At 54.9% G+C, this 17,824-nt stretch carries 17 protein-coding genes and 1 pseudogene; 13 read left to right on the top strand and 5 right to left on the bottom strand.

Going from position 1 to position 17,824, the window contains the following annotated elements; genetic code table 11:
• Window positions 1-15: 15 nt before the first annotated feature.
• The 3 genes and pseudogenes from U869_RS31090 to pdxA all read right to left on the bottom strand — a co-directional run.
• Window positions 16-186 (bottom strand): annotated as a pseudogene (locus tag U869_RS31090) (2-keto-3-deoxygluconate permease); the annotation flags it as partial.
• Between the two features lie 80 nt (window positions 187-266).
• Window positions 267-1,985: a four-carbon acid sugar kinase family protein gene (locus U869_RS0124045; RefSeq protein ID WP_025123731.1), complete on the bottom strand. Its 1,719-nt coding sequence runs from the start codon at window positions 1,983-1,985 to the stop codon at window positions 267-269.
• A gap of 27 nt (window positions 1,986-2,012) precedes the next feature.
• Window positions 2,013-3,023: a 4-hydroxythreonine-4-phosphate dehydrogenase PdxA gene (pdxA, locus tag U869_RS0124050; protein WP_025123732.1), complete on the bottom strand. Its 1,011-nt coding sequence runs from the start codon at window positions 3,021-3,023 to the stop codon at window positions 2,013-2,015.
• A 245-nt stretch (window positions 3,024-3,268) separates the two neighbouring features.
• Between pdxA and U869_RS0124055 the strand changes: the two genes are divergently transcribed.
• The 9 genes from U869_RS0124055 to U869_RS0124095 all read left to right on the top strand — a co-directional run bounded on the left by U869_RS0124055 (window position 3,269) and on the right by U869_RS0124095 (window position 11,955).
• Window positions 3,269-4,093, top strand: a complete 825-nt coding sequence (locus U869_RS0124055) for a triose-phosphate isomerase (protein ID WP_025123733.1) — start codon at window positions 3,269-3,271, stop codon at window positions 4,091-4,093.
• Window positions 4,094-4,096: 3 nt separating this feature from the next.
• A complete protein-coding gene (locus U869_RS0124060; protein ID WP_025123734.1) occupies window positions 4,097-5,062 on the top strand; it encodes a sugar-binding transcriptional regulator in 966 nt (321 codons plus the stop codon).
• Window positions 5,063-5,528: 466 nt separating this feature from the next.
• Entirely contained in the window at window positions 5,529-6,920 is a 1,392-nt protein-coding gene (gene nrfA / locus U869_RS0124065) for an ammonia-forming nitrite reductase cytochrome c552 subunit (protein WP_255330524.1), read from the top strand.
• 42 nt (window positions 6,921-6,962) lie between these two features.
• Entirely contained in the window at window positions 6,963-7,532 is a 570-nt protein-coding gene (gene nrfB, locus U869_RS0124070; protein ID WP_025123736.1) for a cytochrome c nitrite reductase pentaheme subunit, read from the top strand.
• On the top strand, window positions 7,529-8,200 hold the full coding sequence (gene nrfC, locus U869_RS0124075; protein ID WP_025123737.1) for a cytochrome c nitrite reductase Fe-S protein: 672 nt from the start codon (window positions 7,529-7,531) through the stop codon (window positions 8,198-8,200). Before nrfB ends, nrfC begins: the two co-directional genes overlap by 4 nt.
• Window positions 8,197-9,144: a cytochrome c nitrite reductase subunit NrfD gene (nrfD, locus tag U869_RS0124080; RefSeq protein WP_025123738.1), complete on the top strand. Its 948-nt coding sequence runs from the start codon at window positions 8,197-8,199 to the stop codon at window positions 9,142-9,144. Before nrfC ends, nrfD begins: the two co-directional genes overlap by 4 nt.
• A gap of 191 nt (window positions 9,145-9,335) precedes the next feature.
• A complete protein-coding gene (gene nrfE, locus U869_RS0124085) occupies window positions 9,336-11,006 on the top strand; it encodes a heme lyase NrfEFG subunit NrfE (RefSeq protein WP_051588720.1) in 1,671 nt (556 codons plus the stop codon).
• A complete protein-coding gene (locus tag U869_RS31995) occupies window positions 10,994-11,377 on the top strand; it encodes a cytochrome c-type biogenesis protein CcmH (RefSeq protein WP_025123740.1) in 384 nt (127 codons plus the stop codon). Before nrfE ends, U869_RS31995 begins: the two co-directional genes overlap by 13 nt.
• Window positions 11,374-11,955 (top strand): hypothetical protein, encoded by a 582-nt coding sequence (locus U869_RS0124095; protein ID WP_025123741.1) that lies wholly within the window; start codon window positions 11,374-11,376, stop codon window positions 11,953-11,955. Before U869_RS31995 ends, U869_RS0124095 begins: the two co-directional genes overlap by 4 nt.
• A 1-nt stretch (window position 11,956) precedes the next feature.
• Here the strand turns inward: U869_RS0124095 and U869_RS0124100 are convergent, their stop codons facing one another.
• Entirely contained in the window at window positions 11,957-12,445 is a 489-nt protein-coding gene (locus tag U869_RS0124100; protein WP_025123742.1) for a YbaK/prolyl-tRNA synthetase associated domain-containing protein, read from the bottom strand.
• Between the two features lie 161 nt (window positions 12,446-12,606).
• On the opposite strand from U869_RS0124100, the gene U869_RS0124105 reads away from it, so the two are divergent.
• A complete protein-coding gene (locus U869_RS0124105) occupies window positions 12,607-13,539 on the top strand; it encodes a DMT family transporter (RefSeq protein WP_025123743.1) in 933 nt (310 codons plus the stop codon).
• A gap of 43 nt (window positions 13,540-13,582) precedes the next feature.
• Here U869_RS0124105 and U869_RS0124110 read toward each other — a convergent pair whose 3' ends face one another.
• The gene (locus U869_RS0124110) at window positions 13,583-14,011 is read right to left on the bottom strand and encodes a molybdopterin-binding protein (RefSeq protein ID WP_025123744.1); all 429 of its coding nucleotides are present in this window, start codon (window positions 14,009-14,011) and stop codon (window positions 13,583-13,585) included.
• A 159-nt stretch (window positions 14,012-14,170) separates the two neighbouring features.
• Between U869_RS0124110 and U869_RS0124115 the strand changes: the two genes are divergently transcribed.
• The 3 genes from U869_RS0124115 (at window position 14,171) to tcuB (ending at window position 17,691) form a co-directional block, all read left to right on the top strand.
• Entirely contained in the window at window positions 14,171-15,091 is a 921-nt protein-coding gene (locus tag U869_RS0124115; RefSeq protein WP_029988505.1) for a LysR family transcriptional regulator, read from the top strand.
• Between the two features lie 91 nt (window positions 15,092-15,182).
• Window positions 15,183-16,586 carry an FAD-dependent tricarballylate dehydrogenase TcuA gene (gene tcuA, locus U869_RS0124120; RefSeq protein WP_025123745.1) on the top strand — a complete coding sequence of 468 codons (1,404 nt, stop codon included), beginning with the start codon at window positions 15,183-15,185 and terminating at the stop codon, window positions 16,584-16,586.
• Window positions 16,573-17,691, top strand: coding sequence for a tricarballylate utilization 4Fe-4S protein TcuB (gene tcuB, locus U869_RS0124125; RefSeq protein ID WP_025123746.1), 1,119 nt, complete (start codon window positions 16,573-16,575; stop codon window positions 17,689-17,691). The genes tcuA and tcuB overlap by 14 nt, the downstream gene beginning before the upstream one ends.
• Window positions 17,692-17,824 lie beyond the last annotated feature (133 nt).

The raw sequence follows: 17,824 nt of genomic DNA on the forward strand, positions 1-17,824 counted from the left end.
CTTCAATGATCACGGGTATATGCCCATCATGGCGCTGGAACCCGATTTAAACAACGCGCTGGTCGGCCCACCGATTTTCAGTATTTCCGGGAAGAACGTATTGATCAATATTGCTGTTATCAGAGGGATAATAATCAGCCCGCCGGGAACCTTGTTCATTTTGTCGAATATGGCGATATTTTTCATGGCGTTTCTCTTATTGTAGGGTAGAGCTATCTCTGGGCTGTAATTAGCCCATGCCAAAAAACATGTTTATTGCTACTTAATTACTGCATGGCTTCCCGGTGAATATGTTCGATAATGGTATTAGTCACATCATCTGGCCCGGTTAATCCACCTTTACCGACGCAGACCAGCCCTTCATATTCTCCACCGATAATTTTCACCAGGTCGGTCTGGGGAATAACATAATCCACCATTTCAATGCCGCTGGCGCCGAGCTGTTTTAATACGCTCACCATGGTGTCGCCGCCCGTCATATATAACCCGCGGATTTCCGGGCCAGCACAACGCAGTACCGCCTTGACGATATTACCCAACCCCTGGTTGATATTTTCTGCCGCTTCACCATGTGCCAGACCAAAGCGCTGTTCTTCTTCATTGAGATCCAGCAGGCGGCCGGTCAGAGCAGATTCAAACACAAAAATGGCATTCTGATGGTTGCGCACACACTCTTGGGCCTGCAATACCACACGCTCGACTTCAATATCGGCGGCATGCTCCTTGTCGAGCAACAATTCCGCATCCACCGGGATATGGCAAACACGCTCGTCATGCTCGATCAGCGCCTTGAGCTGCCTTTTGGTGACCGGTGTTGCGCTGCCTGCTACCGCAATGATTGAGCCTTGCTGCTGGCTTTTCGGCAAGCTCGGTTTCTCGCTGCGGCCATCGTTATGTACCATGCCCCGCGCCCATGCCAGCCGCTCGGTGAAGGGGCCAGGATCGACGGCCAGTACGTTCCAGTTGAGATTAACCACGGCCTGAGCAATATTTTCCACATCGTTGAGCGAAATCGCATCTACCACGATCACCCGCGACCCGGCTTGCTGTTGGGCTATCAAGGCTTCGCCGATGCGATCGTGGCCTTTCAGCACGCAAGAGAGCGGAATATGGCTGACCTGATGGTGCGTTTGGGCACGCAACAAGTCAGGGACGAAGGTTTCGGTCACCGGGGTGCGCACATCCTTCGCTACGTCGGTGCAGGAGAGGGCGATAGAGTCGATAACCGAATAGCCGCCGACCAGAATGCGGCGCGATTGCGGCATGGCGGGCACGACCACGGCTACGGTTTCCTGCGGCAGCACTTCCAGCATCGCATCAATTTCAAAGCCGATACCGCCGCGTAAAGTGGTATCCACACGTTTGGTAAAGTAGCGCGCCCCGCGTGCCTGGAGCATCTGGGTGGCATTGCGCACGCGGCTTTGCGCTTCGGCTTTTGGTAATGGGCGGCTGTCGCTGCTGATCACCATGGCTTGCCATGTGGATTCACTGGCAGTAAAGGAGTCGGTATCGAAGAACGCCGCCGTTTTGATCCCGCTGCGCGCCAACACCACGCCAAGGGTGGTGGCTCCGGTCAGGTCATCCGCAACAATCCCCAACTGGCCCTCATGGCCACCTTCGCTGCACAAGTGAATGCCGGCTGGCGTAACGCCGGACACATAGATGTCTTCGCGAATATACATGGCCAACGGACCTGTCTTGCCCGTCGGATGCAGGTTGATGGTCGGAATGCCCCGCTTGGGGTAGAGACCGCAGCGCAGCGTTCCCCCGCAGTCAATCACCATCAAGCCAATTTCCTGCTCTGCGGGTTCGCCGTGTTTAAACACGTCCACAGATTCCCAACCGGTCAGTTCCATCAACCGGTCAACGACGGCGGGACGGATCCCTCCGGTGATATAGGCGATTTTTTTCCCTGGCACCACCTGCACTGCCAGAGGCCCGCCCCAGCCTCTACTCCCTCTGGTTACTTCGAGATAACGGTTCATTGGTTTATCCTTATCATGTCGAATGAGCTATGACTGGTGCTTCATTTTCCAGTAGCGGCTGGCAACCAGGGTCGATTCCAACATGCTGACGGTGCCCGCCTTGCCGGTGCCTGCAATATCGAAGGCGGTGCCGTGATCCACCGAGCTACGCATGAACGGCAGGCCGAAAGTAATAGTGATCGAACGTTCAAAATCGAGCGTTTTGCAGGCGATGTGCCCCTGATCGTGGTACAGCGAAAGAATGGCGTCGTAGGTACCCTGTTTGCCGATATGGAACACCGAGTCCGCCGGGATTGGTCCAATGGCGTTAATTCCCATTTCCTGAGCCGCTTTTACCGCCGGGATCAGGTTGTCTCTTTCTTCATGACCAAACAGACCGTTATCGGAAGCATGTGGGTTCAGCGCAGCGACCGCGATGCGTGGGTTTTTGATATTTAACGCGGTGAACTCATGGTGGATCTGTTGTACGCAGGCCAACACGCGCTCTTTGTTGGCGTAGTCGCAGGCATCTTTCAGCGCCATATGACGGCTGACGAAGAACACGCGGAGCTTTTGCACGTGGAACATGGTCAGGCCGTAATCGGAGCCGGTTTCAACCTGGAAAATCTCGGTATGCCCCGGCAGTTTGCAGCCGGCCAGCTTGATGGCTTCTTTATGGATTGGCGCGGTAGAGACCACATCCACCAGACCCGCCATACCCAACTCGATGGATTTCATCACGTAATCGAGTGACATCTGTCCGGCCAACTGCTGGATTTTGCCCCATTCGATGCTGTCACAGTCGTAGTCGCCAGTTTCCAGCACGTCCAACGTCCCAAAGGTAAATTTCGCCTCGCGAGGTGAGGTGATGACGTTGATCGCAAAGTCACAGTTTTTGATCGCCATGGCGCGCTTGATGATAGGCACCGAGCCGATCAGGAACGGATGACACTCTTCATACACGCCTTGGTCCATCATGGTGGCAATGGAGATTTCTGGGCCAACGCCAGCAGGATCGCCAATGGTCAGAGCAACAACGGGTTTTTTCACAATGGACATACGTTCACCTTTTGCTTGAATCGGATTATTTTGATGTTCAAAAGTTCAGTTGGTGATCTTTTGATGTGGTTGATGGTAAGCTTGTTACAGGAAAAAACTCCGATTTCGATCACATATACCGCAAAATTCCGATCTAAAAGCTGATGTCGTGATGTGATAGATGTTTTTTTCTATAATTATAAGTTTCGTTAATGAGCTTTTGTTACGCTGTTGTGAAAGCGCGCTAAGGCAACAAAGGAGAGCAAATGAAAAAGATCATGATCGGTACCAGTTGGAAGATGAACAAAACGCTGCAACAGGCCATAGACTACTGCGAGGTATTGGCGAGCCAACTGAACGACTCGGCAGGGCCATTTATTCAACCTTTTGTTATTCCGCCTTTCACCCTGATCAGGGAAGTCACCGAACGGTTGCAGCGGCAGGGCGTCGATTGCCTGACGGGCGCGCAAAATATACATTATGCCGATGCGGGTGCCTGGACGGGCGAAGTCTCGGCCGCCATGGTGGCTGATTGCGCAGCCACGCTGGTGGAGCTGGGCCATTCGGAGCGGCGTCACTTTTTTGCCGAGAATGATGCGGATATCAATAAAAAGGTGCACAGTGCATTGCGCCATAACCTGCGTCCCTTGGTGTGTGTGGGTGACAGCTTGCAGGAAAAAGAGTGGGGTGTTTCCAGTGAGAGCGTGATCCGCCAGATGAAGATCGCACTGGCCGGGCTGAGCACCTCGCAGGTAGCAAGCGTCATTATTGCCTATGAACCGGTATGGGCCATTGGCGAAGGCGGCACGCCAGCCTCGGCAGAGGAGGCCCAGGCAATCCATCATGCGCTACGCCAGGCCTTGGTCGCTCGCTATGGCAGCCAAATCGCGCAGAGCGTGACCTTGTTGTACGGCGGGAGTGTTAATCCACAAAATACCTGCCAACTGATCCGCTGTGCGGATATTGATGGACTGTTTATTGGCAGAGCCGCATGGCTTGCCGCAGACTTCTGCCAACTGATACAAAGTGTCTCGGCAATGTTGGACGAGCAGGGTGTGTTATCAACCGATCACGACAGAGCAATGAGTTAAATCATGAGAGAATCTGATTCAGACGGCGAACTCCTGACGGAGATCGCGGTGGCGTATTACGAAAATGAGCAGACCCAGGAGGAGATAGCCAGTCGGTTTGGCATCTCGCGGATTAAAGTGGGGCGGCTGCTCAAGCGGGCGCGGGCGGAAGGGATTGTCGAAATCAATGTGCGTTACCATCCGGTATTCAGTTCGCAGATAGAACAGCAGTTGATCAAAAGCTTTGGCATTAAACGAGCCCTGATCGCGCTGGATCACCCCGATGAAAACGAGCAGCGCCAGCAGGTGGCTTCTCTGGTTTCCACCTACCTGTCTGCCAGCCTGAAAAATGGCATGACCGTTGCCGTAGGACAAGGCCGTAACGTGGCCGCGGTGGCCAGCCATGTTGGCGTGTTCCCCGAGCGCGAGTGCAAATTTATCTGCGGCATTGGCGGCACCCGGCGTGAAGGCGAACTGATCGATGCCGATCACATCAGCCGTCATCTGGCGCGTAAATTCAATGCCAGCAGCGAAACGCTGTACGCCCCGGCCTATGTGGAAACTCCCGAGCTAAAATCGGCGTTTATGCAGAATCGGCTGATCGAGGAAACCATCGGGCGGGCCAGCAGGGCAGATATCGCGCTGGTGGGCCTGGGGGATATGAACGAAAACAGCTTTATGGTGCAGCTCGGTTGGTTTACCTCGCAGGAGATTATCACCGCGCGGCAGAAGCAGGGCGTGGTTGGTGATATCGCGGGTTATGCCTTCCTGGACATCCAGGGGAAGCCGGTGGATACCGTGATGAATGACCGGGTAATTGGTTTGGGTCTGGAGCAGTTGCGCCGCATCCCGATAGTGATTGCCATCGCGTCTGAAAATACCAAAGCCACGGCGATACTGGCCGCACTGCGCTCGGGCATTATTGATGTGATCGCCACCAGCGCCAGCAATGCCCATGCGGTTCTGAGCCTTAATCAGGCAAAGTGGTAAGCCATCTATCCCCTCACGCCAACCCTCTCCCACAGGGAGAGGGGACCGAACGTGCCACTTTGTAGTTACTGCATTCATCTTCCACATCAGAAAAAATTCTATACCTGACCCCAACTCCGGACTGCTCCCTCTCCTTTTTGGGGAAAGGGCTGGGGTTAGGTGGATCTGCAAGCACTCCCCATCACTTTCTTTATACCTCTAATTGGTTATTTTCCTGTAACTACAAAGAGTTAGTTCGAGTTTGCGCTACCTCGCAAAATTTAATCAACAACTTAACAACCCGGTAGAACTTGACCAAAGACAACATTTTTTGTGTGGTCTATGGTATCCCTACGCACGGTGTAATGTCGAAAATATGTTCTAACAAGAACTTAACTACTAATAAAAGCACTGCTCTCAAGCAGGCAAAATGGATGGGATGCTTATGAACAAGGTAAGCAAGTTATTGATGCTATTTCTGGCAGGGATGTACGCGGTATTTCTCTCTTTTTCGGCACAGGCGCAAGCGACACCTGCTGCCACGCCGCAGAAGGTTGAAGCCAAGAATGAAACCTTCTCTGCACCTCACCCTGACCAATATCAGTCCTGGAAGGCGACGTCCGAGCAGTCTGAACGGGTGGACGCCTTGGCCGGCGACCCGCGTCTGGTCATCCTCTGGGCCGGATACCCCTTCGCCAAGGATTACAACAAGCCACGTGGCCACGCCTATGCCATAACGGATATCCGTGAAACCTTGCGGACCGGCGCACCAAAAACCGCAGAAGACGGCCCGTTGCCGATGGCCTGCTGGAGCTGTAAAAGCCCGGACGTCGCCAGGGTGATCGCCGAACAGGGCGAAGCGAGCTATTTCCACGGTAAATGGGCGCGTGGCGGGCCGGAAATCGTCAACAATCTCGGCTGTGCGGATTGCCACAATACCGCTTCCGCCGATTTTGCCGCTGGCAAGCCTGCGCTGCACCTTTCCCGCCCTTACGCGGCTCGCGCCATGGAAACGATCGGTAAGCCGTTTGAGCAGGCTGGCCGCTTCGATCAGCAATCAATGGTGTGCGGGCAGTGCCACGTTGAATACTACTTTGATGGTAAAGACAAAGCGGTGAAGTTCCCTTGGGACAAGGGCACTACGGTCGATGATATGGAAGTCTATTACGACAAAATCGAGTTCTCTGACTGGACTAACCCACTGTCCAAAACACCACTGCTCAAGGCCCAGCACCCGGAATATGAAACCTGGAGCGCGGGTATCCACGGCAAGAACAACGTCACCTGTATCGACTGCCATATGCCGAAAGTGCAAAACGCCCAAGGCAAGATCTATACCGATCACAAGATTGGCAATCCGTTCGATAACTTCGATCAGACCTGCAAAAACTGCCACACCCAGGATAAAGCCAGCATGCAGGCGGTGGTTGAAAAACGTAAGCAGGATATCAACGAGATCAAGCTGAAGGTGGAAGACCAACTGGTTCACGCCCACTTCGAAGCGAAGGCGGCCTGGGATGCCGGTGCTACCGAAGCCGAGATGAAACCGATCCTGACCCACATCCGTCATGCGCAATGGCGTTGGGACTTTGCCATCGCTTCCCACGGTATTCATATGCATGCGCCAGAAGTTGCGTTGCGCATCCTGGGCACCGCACTCGATCAGGCAGCACAGGCTCGTACTCAGCTCATTCGCCTGTTGGCGACCAAGGGCATCACCCATGAAATCCAACTGCCAGACATTTCCACCAAGGAAAAGGCCCAGTTGGCGGTAGGTATGGATATGCCACAGTTGAATGCCGAAAAGCAGGAGTTCCTCAAGACGGTGGTACCGCAGTGGGATGAACAGGCACGTAAAGCCGGGCTGTTAGGCAAATAACCCCTCCGCCCCGTGCGCGGGGCGTAAACAAATGGAGTCAATATGAGCGTACTGCGTTCGTTATTAACTACCGGGGTGCTTGCTTGTAGCCTTTGGCTGACAGTATTACCGGTATCGGCCCAGACCGACAGCCCCGCGGTGCAGCAGCCATCGGCGGAAGTCACCTTGCAACGTAATCCGGATGAGGCCTGCTTGCGCTGCCATAAGCCGCAGCAGAATGCGATGCACGGCAAACATGCGGGAGCGGTTAACCCGAATAATAAATTACCGCTGACCTGTACCAACTGCCACGGTTCACCCTCGCTGCATCACCGTGAGGGCGTGAAGGACGTGATGCGTTTCAACGAGCCGATGTTCGGCGTGGAACAGCAAAACAGCGTTTGCATGTCCTGCCATTTGCCAGAGACGCTGCAAAAAGCCTTCTGGCCGCATGATGTGCATTTGGCCAAGGTCAGCTGTGCCAGTTGCCATACGCTGCACCCGCAGCAGGATAAGGTACAGGGGCTGAACGACAAAGGCCGGATCAAGCTCTGCGTCGACTGCCATCGTCAACAACAGGATGATCCCGCGTTTAATCCAGCGTCCGTAAGGCTGGATAAGGGGCAGCCATGAGCTGCTCACGGCGCCGTTTTATCGTAGGAATGGGCGTATTGGCCGCGGGTTCGAGCGTGGCGGAAAAGCTGTTGGCGCGCACCATGAACGTCAATGGCATCCGCTACGGCATGATCCACGATGAGTCGCGCTGCATCGGCTGTACCGCCTGTATGGATGCCTGCCGTGAAGTCAATCAGGTGCCGGTGGGCGTATCACGCCTGGAGATTATCCGTAGCGAACCGATAGGCCAATTTCCGGAGGTGAAATACCGGTTTTTCCGCCATTCGTGCCAGCACTGCGATGACGCTCCCTGTGTGCATGTCTGCCCGACGGGAGCCTCGTTTATCGATGCCGCCAGTGGCATTGTCGATGTGAACCCGGATCTGTGCGTTGGTTGCCAATACTGCATCGCCGCGTGCCCTTACCGGGTGCGCTTTATTCATCCGGTGAGTAAAACGGCGGATAAATGCGACTTTTGCCGCAAGACCAACCTGCGTCAGGGCAAGCAGCCAGCCTGTGTGCTGTCGTGTCCGACCAAGGCATTAACCTTTGGCAATCTGGATGACCCAAACAGTGATATCTCGCGCTTGTTGCAGCAAAAGACCACTTATCGCTACAAGATCGCGCTAGGGACCCGGCCAAAAATGTATCGCGTGCCGTTTAAATATGGGGAGACCAGCCAATGACTTCCGCATTTCATTTTGACTCTCTGGTCTGGGACTGGCCCATCGCGATCTACCTGTTTCTGATCGGCATCTCCGCCGGTTTGGTCACGCTGGCTATCCTGTTGCGCCGTTATCATCCAGAGGAGGGGACGGCAAGCAGCCGGGTGATGTTGACCACGCTGTTTGTCGCGCCAACCTCGGTGCTGCTTGGGCTGCTGATCCTGGTCTTCCACCTGACCCGCCCGTGGACCTTCTGGAAGCTGATGTTCCACTACAGCTTTACCTCGGTGATGTCGATGGGGGTGATGCTGTTTCAGGTCTACATGCTGGTACTGGTGGTCTGGCTGGCGCTGATCTTCCGTGACGAGGTGGCGGCACTGCAACAGCGCTGGCTGCCAAAGTTGGCAGTGATCCCACGCCTGTTGCAGCGCTTGCTGCCGCTGCTGCGGCCAATCGAAACGGTGATGCTGGTGCTGGCGGTGCTGTTGGGCGCTTATACCGGCTTCCTGCTCTCGGCGCTGAAGTCATACCCGATGCTGAATAACCCGCTGTTGCCGGTGCTGTTCCTGTTCTCTGGCGTTTCGTCCGGGATTGCGGTGGCATTGCTGGTGGCCGCCTGCGGGCCGAAAGGCCATCTGCACAGCCGGGAGGTGCATTTCCTGCATCGTTTGGAAACGCCGGTGGTGTGGTTGGAGATCTTCCTGCTGGCGGCATTTTTCATCGGTCTGGGGCTGGGGGATGATGGCAAACTACGTTCGCTGGCTGCCGCACTTGGCGGCGGATTCTGGGCCTGGTGGTTCTGGCTTGGCGTCGTCGGCTGTGGGCTGGTGATGCCATTGCTGCTGAAAGCCCTGGGCTGGGGGAAAGCGTATTTCCAGATCCTGGTGATCAGCGGCGCCAGCCTGTGTGGCGTGCTGTTGCTGCGTTATTTTATTCTGTATGCCGGGCAGATGACCGTTGCCTGAACGCTTACCCGTCGTCTTTCAAGCCGCAGCGTTGTTACCTGCACTTGCCCACCCCAGTCACTTACTAAAAGTAAGCTCCTGGGGATGAACAAGCTTGTCGCCTAGCTGCGACTTGAAATCCATAGGGTAGAGCAGGACAGATAGAAGAGAATAAGGCGGTAGATGTGTTGTGGTTACCCGAACTGGGATTTATGGCGTTACTGCTGGCCTGCGTGGCATCGCTCTCGCTGGCTGGCATCACGCTGTTGGCTTTGCTAAGCCGCCGTTGGCGTGGGCTATTACCAGTTCGTGGCTGGAGCCTGGCCATCTTTGTGCTCATCGCCCTGTCTTTCGCCATTCTGCTACAGCTGTTTTTGCGTAATGACTTCTCGGTCATGTACGTAGCGCAACATGGTCACAGCCAATTGCCACCGTTAATGAAAGCCGGGGCACTGTGGGGCGGACACGAAGGCTCGCTGCTGCTGTGGCTGCTGTGCCTGGCCGGTTGGTCTGCCTGCTTTGCGCTGTTCAGCCCCAAATCAATGCGTTCACTCCAGCCGCTCACTCTGGCCATTTTGGCGCTGATCGTCGGCTGTTTCCTGCTGTTCATCCTGTGCTTCTCCGATCCTTTTGTTCGCCTGTTTCCCGTTGCGGCACAAGGGCGCGATCTGAACCCGATGCTGCAACATATCGGCCTGATCCTGCATCCTCCGCTGCTCTATCTGGGTTATGCCGGGTTTGCCACCTGTTGCGCTCTGATGCTGGTCGCCTTGCTGCAAGGGGAATTCAACGCCCAGATTGCCGGGCAGTGTCTGCGCTGGGCCAAACCGGCCTGGTGTTTCCTCACTGCCGGGATCATTTTGGGTTCCTGGTGGGCTTACAGCGAGTTGGGCTGGGGGGGCTGGTGGTTCTGGGATCCGGTGGAGAATGCTTCGTTACTCCCTTGGCTGACCGCGACCGCCCTGTTACATAGCCTGGCGGTCGGACAGCGTACCGGCGGACTGCGCCATTGGTCGCTATTGCTGACGTTGGGCACCTTTGTCCTTAGCCTGTTGGGCACCCTGATTGTTCGTTCCGGTATCCTGGTTTCGGTGCACGCCTTTGCGCTGGATGAGCAACGTGCGTTGCCGCTGTTTATCCTGTTTGCGTTCCTTAGCGGCTCCTCATTTTTGATTTATGCGTTACGCGCCAACCGGGGGAAATCTGCCACGTCGCCGGTGAATCCTGCGTTACTCGGTGCGTTGTTACTCCTCAGTTCCGCTGCCTTGATTGTGCTGGTGGGCACCTTATACCCGATGTTTTACCGGATGATGGGCTGGGGGCAGATCTCGGTCGGCGCGCCTTATTTCAATCTGGTGCTGTTGCCGTTCGGGCTGTTGGGGCTGGTATTGATGTGTTACGGCGGCTTTAGACGGCGGCGCTATGCCCAGTGGATTGCCCATGCCGGGGTGTTGTTGACCGCGTTGGGCATCGCGAGTTCTGCGTTGCAGCGCCATGAGGTCAGCCTGAATGTCACCGTGGGCGAAACCGTCACTTTGGCGGGATACCAGTTTGCGTTGCGTTCGGTAGATTTACAGACCCAGGCGAATTTCACCAGCGAGCAAGCGGTGATTGAGGTCACCCGGCAAGGCAAACCCGTGGCGCAATTGACGCCGGAGCGACGGTTTTACACCGCCCGCCGTCAACAGATGTTTGAACCGGGGATCGACTGGAACGCCTTCCATGACTGGTATGTGGTAATGGGGGAAAAAAGTGGTGAACAGCGTTATGCCATGCGCTTTTATGTGCAGACCGGTATCCGTTGGATCTGGTGGGGCGGGGCGTTGATGATTATTGGCGTATTGTCCGCCGGTTGGCACAGGAGGCAAGAATGCGCTGGTTAACCGCTCTAGTGCTGTGGGGGAGTATCCAGTTACCGCTGGCGGCCCAGATCGTCGATACCTGGGCATTCTCCACGCCGGAAGTACAGGAACGGGCGCTGGCGGTGGCAGGTCAGATCCGCTGCCCGCAATGCCAGAATCAAAGTTTATTAGAGTCCAATGCCCCGGCGGCGGTAGCCATGCGTCACGAGGTGTTTGCCATGACCGAACAAGGTAAAACGCAGGCCGAAATCATTAATTTTATGACGGCACGCTACGGCAACTTTGTGCGTTATCAACCCGCGCTCGAGGTCTCGACGTTGCTACTTTGGGGGCTGCCACCGTTGATGCTGGGAGTGATCGGGTTGGTACTATGGAGGAGGAAAACGCAATGAAATCGCGTATCTATCATCTGCTGTGTATCGTACTGGTGCTGGGCCTCACCGCGGTTTGGTACGTGGCCAGTGGCCGCCCGGCCATGGTATTGGCCGAACAGCATAAGCGCAGTCTGCCTGTACCACCACTCACGCCTCAACAGCAGGCAGAAAGCGAGTTGCGGCAGTTACAGCAACAGATCGAGCAGTCACCGCAAGACAGCGTGTTGTGGGCACAGTTGGGGGAATATTATCTGTTTAACGATAATTTTGCCGATGCCCAGGCGGCTTACCAGCAGGCGTTGGCTCTGCGGGGGCCGAATGCGGAACTGTACTCGGCGCTGGCGACGGTACTGTATTATCAGGCCGGGCAGCGGATTACCCCGCAGGTGGAAAGCAATATACAACAGGCTTTGGCGCTGGATAAGGATGAGGTCTCGGCGCTGATGTTGCTGGCTGCCGATGCCTTTTTGCATACGGAATATGCCAAGGCGATCGGCTTGTGGCAACGTCTGTTGGATAGCCAGTCACCACGGGTAAATCGCCCACAGCTGATTGAGGCCATCAATATGGCCAAGCTGTTGCAGCGCCAAGATTAAATCACTCCGCGCGAATAAACGTCACCAATCTAGGCTGGGCAATTCGCTGATAATCCTCAGTGTTGAGCACCAGCGAGCGCTCCAGCGTCCCCGCGTTAAAGGCCAACTCGTCAAAGCGTTCAAATAGCAGTGGGTCGGCCACTAGCAACAGATCCGGGTGCAAGCTGAACGGTGGGATCGCACCAAACACGCAGTCAGTCAGTTGCTCGACTTCGACAGGGCTGGCCAGCGAGGCGCGGGTACCACCGATACCCTGCGCTAATGCACCGAGATCGGCCTGCCGATCGGCGGGCAAGATAGCCAGCACGTGCTGCTTGATGCCGTTGCCCTTCACGTGGCACACCAACGCTTTCGCCCCTTGCCCTAACTGGGTCCCACGTATCTTGGCGACTTCTTCGGATTTGCCTGCCGAGGGGTGATCGACCACGCGATAGCGCGCCTGTTGTTGGTCAAGAAGGGACGTTAAACGGCTAAAGGTTGCGGTAGACATGCCATGTTCTCCTGAGCTTTGATTTTCCAGCCCCTATCATAACGCGTTGTCACCACGGAAGGCTCAAGCAAATTGTTCGTTAAAGCACGGGCTATTTTTTTGTTTTGACGGATAATACGCAATTATGAAACGGGATTTTAATTTTTTGAAAGGGAAGGGGCGTGAAGACTAACGTGTCGTTGTTTACCCAGCCGAAATTTGTTTGGCTGTGTGCAGCTTTTTGCTGTCTGCTGTGGGGCAGTGCCTATCCGGCCATTAAAAATGGCTATGAAATCTTCCAGATTGCCACCGACGATCTCCCCGGCAAAATTGTGTTTGCCGGCTATCGTTTTGTGATCGCCGGGGGATTACTGCTGCCGTTCGCCATGTGGCAGGGGAAAGCCATCGGCCGTTTGACTCGGCGGCAGTATTCGCAGTTGGTCGTATTAGGCGGGACACAAACGGCACTGCAATACGTGTTTTTCTATATCGGTCTGGCCTACACCACCGGGGTTAAAGGGTCGATCATGAATGCCACCGGCACGTTCTTCAGCGTGCTGTTAGCGCACTTCATCTATCACAATGATCGCCTGAGCTTGAACAAGATCGTCGGCTGCGTACTGGGGTTCACTGGGGTGATGGTAGTTAACTTCAACAGCCAACTGATGGACTTTAGTTTTAGCTGGCTGGGGGATGGTTTTGTGGTGATTGCCGCGTTTATCCTGTCTGCCGCCACGCTATACGGCAAACGTATTTCGCAAACGGTCGATCCGACCATTATGACTGGCTGGCAGTTGGCCATTGGTGGCGTGATGCTGACGGTGGGCGGTTATTTGGCAGGGGGCAGGCTGACGTTCCACGGTTGGGAGTCAGTGGCAATCCTGAGCTACCTTGCGCTGCTGTCATCGGTCGCGTTCGCACTCTGGAGTTTGCTGCTGAAATATAACCGCGTGGGCATGATCGCGCCGTTCAATTTCCTGATACCCGTTTCCGGTGCGGTGCTGTCGGCCATTTTCTTACAGGAAAGCATCATGGAATGGCGTTATGCCCTGGCGTTGGTGCTGGTATGCTTTGGTATCTGGCGGGTCAACGTGGTTCGCAAAATGACGGCGTAGGGGCACAGCATGCTGCGCCCGCTAAAAGATCAATGGGTTATGCTTAAGCCTTGACGGCCAGCAGGACGGAAGAGGCCTTGATCAGTGCGATCACTCTGGAACCGCTGGCCAATGCCATCTCGCTCAGGCTTTCGTTGGTAATGACCGAAGTCAGCGTGAAGCCTGCATCCGTTTTAACATGCACGGTGGTGTTGACCGCACCTTTCTCAACCGCGCTGACCGCCCCGGCAAACTGATTGCGGGCAGAAAAACGCAGGCCACAATCTTCAGATGCCAGGATCACCCAAGGTGCCTTGATCAGGGCCACGGCTTCTTTACCGTTAACCAGGCCGAGAGACTGCTGGCTCTTGGCGGTCACGACCGCGACCAATTTTTCTCCGCCTGACAGAGTGATCTCCACTTCATCGTTGACTGCGCCATTAGCTACGGCGGATACGATACCTGAAAGTTGATTACGGGCTGATACAGACATAGCGACTCCTGAGTTGGACATGATAATGCCCGTAATCATACAGGATGGTGGAGGGTTGTAGCGTGACGAAATTGCGGATATGCCAGAGACCTCTCCCTCTCGTTGGCTTTTCCGTGATAAGTATGGGGAAAACGCGTTACGGCTCATTGGGAGAGCAAGGTGGAATTAAGGCAGTTACGTTATTTTGTGCGAACCGTTGAGCTAGGCAGCATGGGTCAGGCCGCGCTCGATCTGAATATGGGGGTCTCGGCCTTGAGCCAGCAAATCAGCCGGCTTGAAAGCGAACTGTCAGTTCGGTTATTGCAACGAACCTCGCGCGGTATTGTGGCCACCGATGCCGGTCTGGCATTTTTCTCTCAGGCCCAACTCACTTTACGCCATGCCGATGATGCCGTGCGTGCGGCTAAGCAGGCACGGCTCTCTGGGCACGTCAGCGTCGGAATGGCGCCAAGCACCGCTTCTGTTCTTGGGCTGCCGTTTATTCTGGCAATGCGGGAGCGCTATGCCGATATCCGTCTGCATGTGGTGGAGAGCCTGTCGGGTAATCTGGCTGCCATGATCAAAGCCCGCCAGTTGGATCTGGCTGTGGTATTCCAGAATAAAAAGTTACAGACCTGGAGTGCGATCCCGGTATTGGAAGAACGATTGTTCCTGATCGGCACACAGGAGATCGTCGGTCGTTTTCAGGACCAACCGATGACGCCTGAAGCCTTTGCCTCGCTGCCGTTAATTTTACCCAGTCAGACACATGGTTTGCGGGCGTTGTTGAATACCAGCTTTGCCCGTCAGCAGTTGGAATTAAATATTCTGGCAGAGATAGATGGGCTGGCGCTGTTGATGGATGCCGTGCGCCAAGGGCTTGGGGCCACCATTCAGCCCGGTGCGGCGATCTCACGTATTCTGGACGACAAACTCAAAGTGATAGAAATACACACCCCGGTGTTAAGCCGCCCCAATTTTCTGGTCAGTCTTTCCGATGATGAGCTTTCACCCGTTGGTCTGGCGGCAAGAGTCGTATTGCAAAGCGTGATCCGTCAATTGGTCACGCAGGGCCATTGGCCGGGAGCGACCCTTTACTAATCCTAAACCCCTGTTAAGCATTGCCCCGTAGCTGCCCTTGATGCCAGAGGTTACATTTTGATCACAAAAGGATAACACCTAGAGGGTGGCTATGTTTGACGTTGTGGTCATTGGTGGGGGCAATGCGGCTCTATGTGCCGCGCTAACGGCGCGGGAGAACGGAGCGTCAGTATTATTGCTGGAGGCTGCGCCAAAAGAATGGCGTGGTGGCAATTCTCAGCACACGCGCAATTTACGTTGTATGCATGATGCCCCACAGGATGTGTTGGTCGATAGCTATTCCGAAGAAGAGTTCTGGCAAGACTTGCTGAAAGTGACCGGTGGGTTGACCAATGAACCCTTGGCCAGAATGGTGATCCGAGCGTCATCGACCTGTCGGGAATGGATGAAAAAGCACGGTGTCCATTTTCAACCACCGCTTTCCGGTGCTCTGCACGTTGCCCGTACCAATGCCTTCTTTATGGGCGGCGGTAAGGCATTGGTTAATGCTTACTATCGCAGTGCCGAAAAAATGGGGGTGGTGATCCGCTACCACAGCCCGGTGGATGCTATCGAGCTACAAGACGGGCAGTTTGTTGCGGTACGGATTGGTGAGCAACGCATTGAGGCCCGTGCCTGCGTGTTAGCCGCTGGTGGGTTTGAATCCAACCGTGCTTGGTTGCGTAAAGCCTGGGGGCAAAATGCCGCAGGCGAATGGCCCGCGGACAACTTTCTGATCCGCGGTACCCGCTTCAATCAAGGTGTATTGCTCAAATTCATGATGGACGCCGGGGCCGATGTGATTGGCGATCCTTCACAATCCCATTGCGTGGCCATTGATGCCCGTGCCCCGTTGTATGACGGCGGGATATGCACCCGCGTCGACTGCGTTTCGCTGGGGGTCATGCTCAATCGCCTGTCCCAACGTTTTTACGATGAAGGGGAAGATTTCTGGCCTAAACGCTATGCGATCTGGGGCCGCTTAGTCGCCCAACAACCCGGCCAAATTGGTTATTCGATCATCGATAGCAAAGCCGTTGGGCGGTTTATGCCACCGGTTTTTCCCGGTGTAAAAGCCGATAACCTGGCGGATCTGGCTTTGCAACTCGGTCTGGAGCCTGGGCCGTTTGTGCAGACTATTGACGCCTACAACCGTGCCTGCCAATCAGGGACGTTCAATCATACGGTGTTGGACGATTGCCATACCCTAGGTCTGACCCCGGCGAAAACTCACTGGGCTTTACCGATCGACACCCCCCCTTTTTATGGCTACGCCCTGCGACCCGGGATCACCTTTACCTACCTGGGTTTAAAAGTGAATGAGCATGCCGCCGTCCATTTTAACGGCCAGCCTAGCCGCAATCTGTTTGTCGCTGGAGAAATGATGGCGGGGAATGTACTAGGCAAGGGGTATACCGCTGGCGTGGGAATGTCTATTGGCACGGCTTTTGGCCGTATTGCTGGTTATCAGGCGGCCCTGGCCGCAGTGCGGGAGGTTAGCCATGAAACAGCTTGAATTATTGATCCGTGAAGCACAATCCCTGACAGACAACGAGCAGGAAGTGGAGCGGGTGATGCAAATCTGCAATGCCTGCCGGTACTGCGAAGGATTTTGTGCCGTCTTCCCCGCCATGACCTACCGGCTGACGTTTGGCAAAGCTGATATCAACTACCTGGCGAATCTGTGCCATAACTGCGGTGCCTGCCTGCACGCCTGTCAGTACGCACCGCCTCATGAGTTCGGTGTCAATGTGCCGCAAGCGATGGCCAAAGTGCGGGTCGAAACCTATCAGGAGTATGCCTGGCCTGCCAGCTTCGGTGCCTGGTATAAGCGGGCAGGGATGGCGGTGGTGCTGGCGCTGGCTTTTGGTATTGGGCTGTTTTTGCTGTTGGTGATGGCCCTGGAAGGCACCTTGATTCATGCGCCGCTGGCCGGTGATTTTTATCAGATATTCCCGCACAACCTGTTAGCGGTGATGTTTGGCAGCGTGTTCCTGTTTTCTATCGGTTCATTGTTATTCAGTACCCGCAGATTCTGGCGAGAGATCTCATCGGAAGGGGGGAATCTATCCGCGGTGGCGGAAACCACCCGGAATATGTTGACCTTGACCTATCTGGATGGTGGTCATGGGGCAGGCTGTAACGATGAGGATGATGCCTTCACGTTGCGGCGTCGCCGTTTCCATCACTTCACGTTTTACGGTTTTATGCTGTGTTTTGCCGCAACGGTAGTCGCAACCGGTTATCACTTCTTGCTGGGGCTGGAAGCGCCGTATGACCTGCTGAGTGTGCCGGTGATATTGGGTACGCTGGGTGGCGTGGGGCTGATTATCGGCCCCGCAGGGTTATTGTGGCTGAATCTACGCCGTAATCCGGCCCACGGTGACGCGGCGCAAAAACCGATGGACCGTGGTTTTATCCTGCTATTGCTATTGGTGAGTATCACCGGTATCGCCTTATTGGCTGGCCGTGATACTTCGCTGATGGGAGCGCTACTGGCGGTGCATCTGGGAACGGTGATGGCCCTGTTTTTAACCCTGCCTTACGGTAAGTTTGCTCATGGTTTTTATCGTACCGCGGCACTGCTTAAGTGGGCGATAGAAAAAAGGCGCAAAGCCTGATTCAAATTTCAACGTGTTTAATAACTCTACCCTACCCTACATAACAATATAAATATGGCGACCAATGATTGCCATGGAGAATTTATACTATGGTTGAAAACACAGTTAAAACGGTAATGCCTCTAATTAGTTG

Origin of the sequence: Serratia sp. H1w (assembly GCF_000633355.1) — a bacterium.
GTDB lineage: Bacteria > Pseudomonadota > Gammaproteobacteria > Enterobacterales > Enterobacteriaceae > Chania.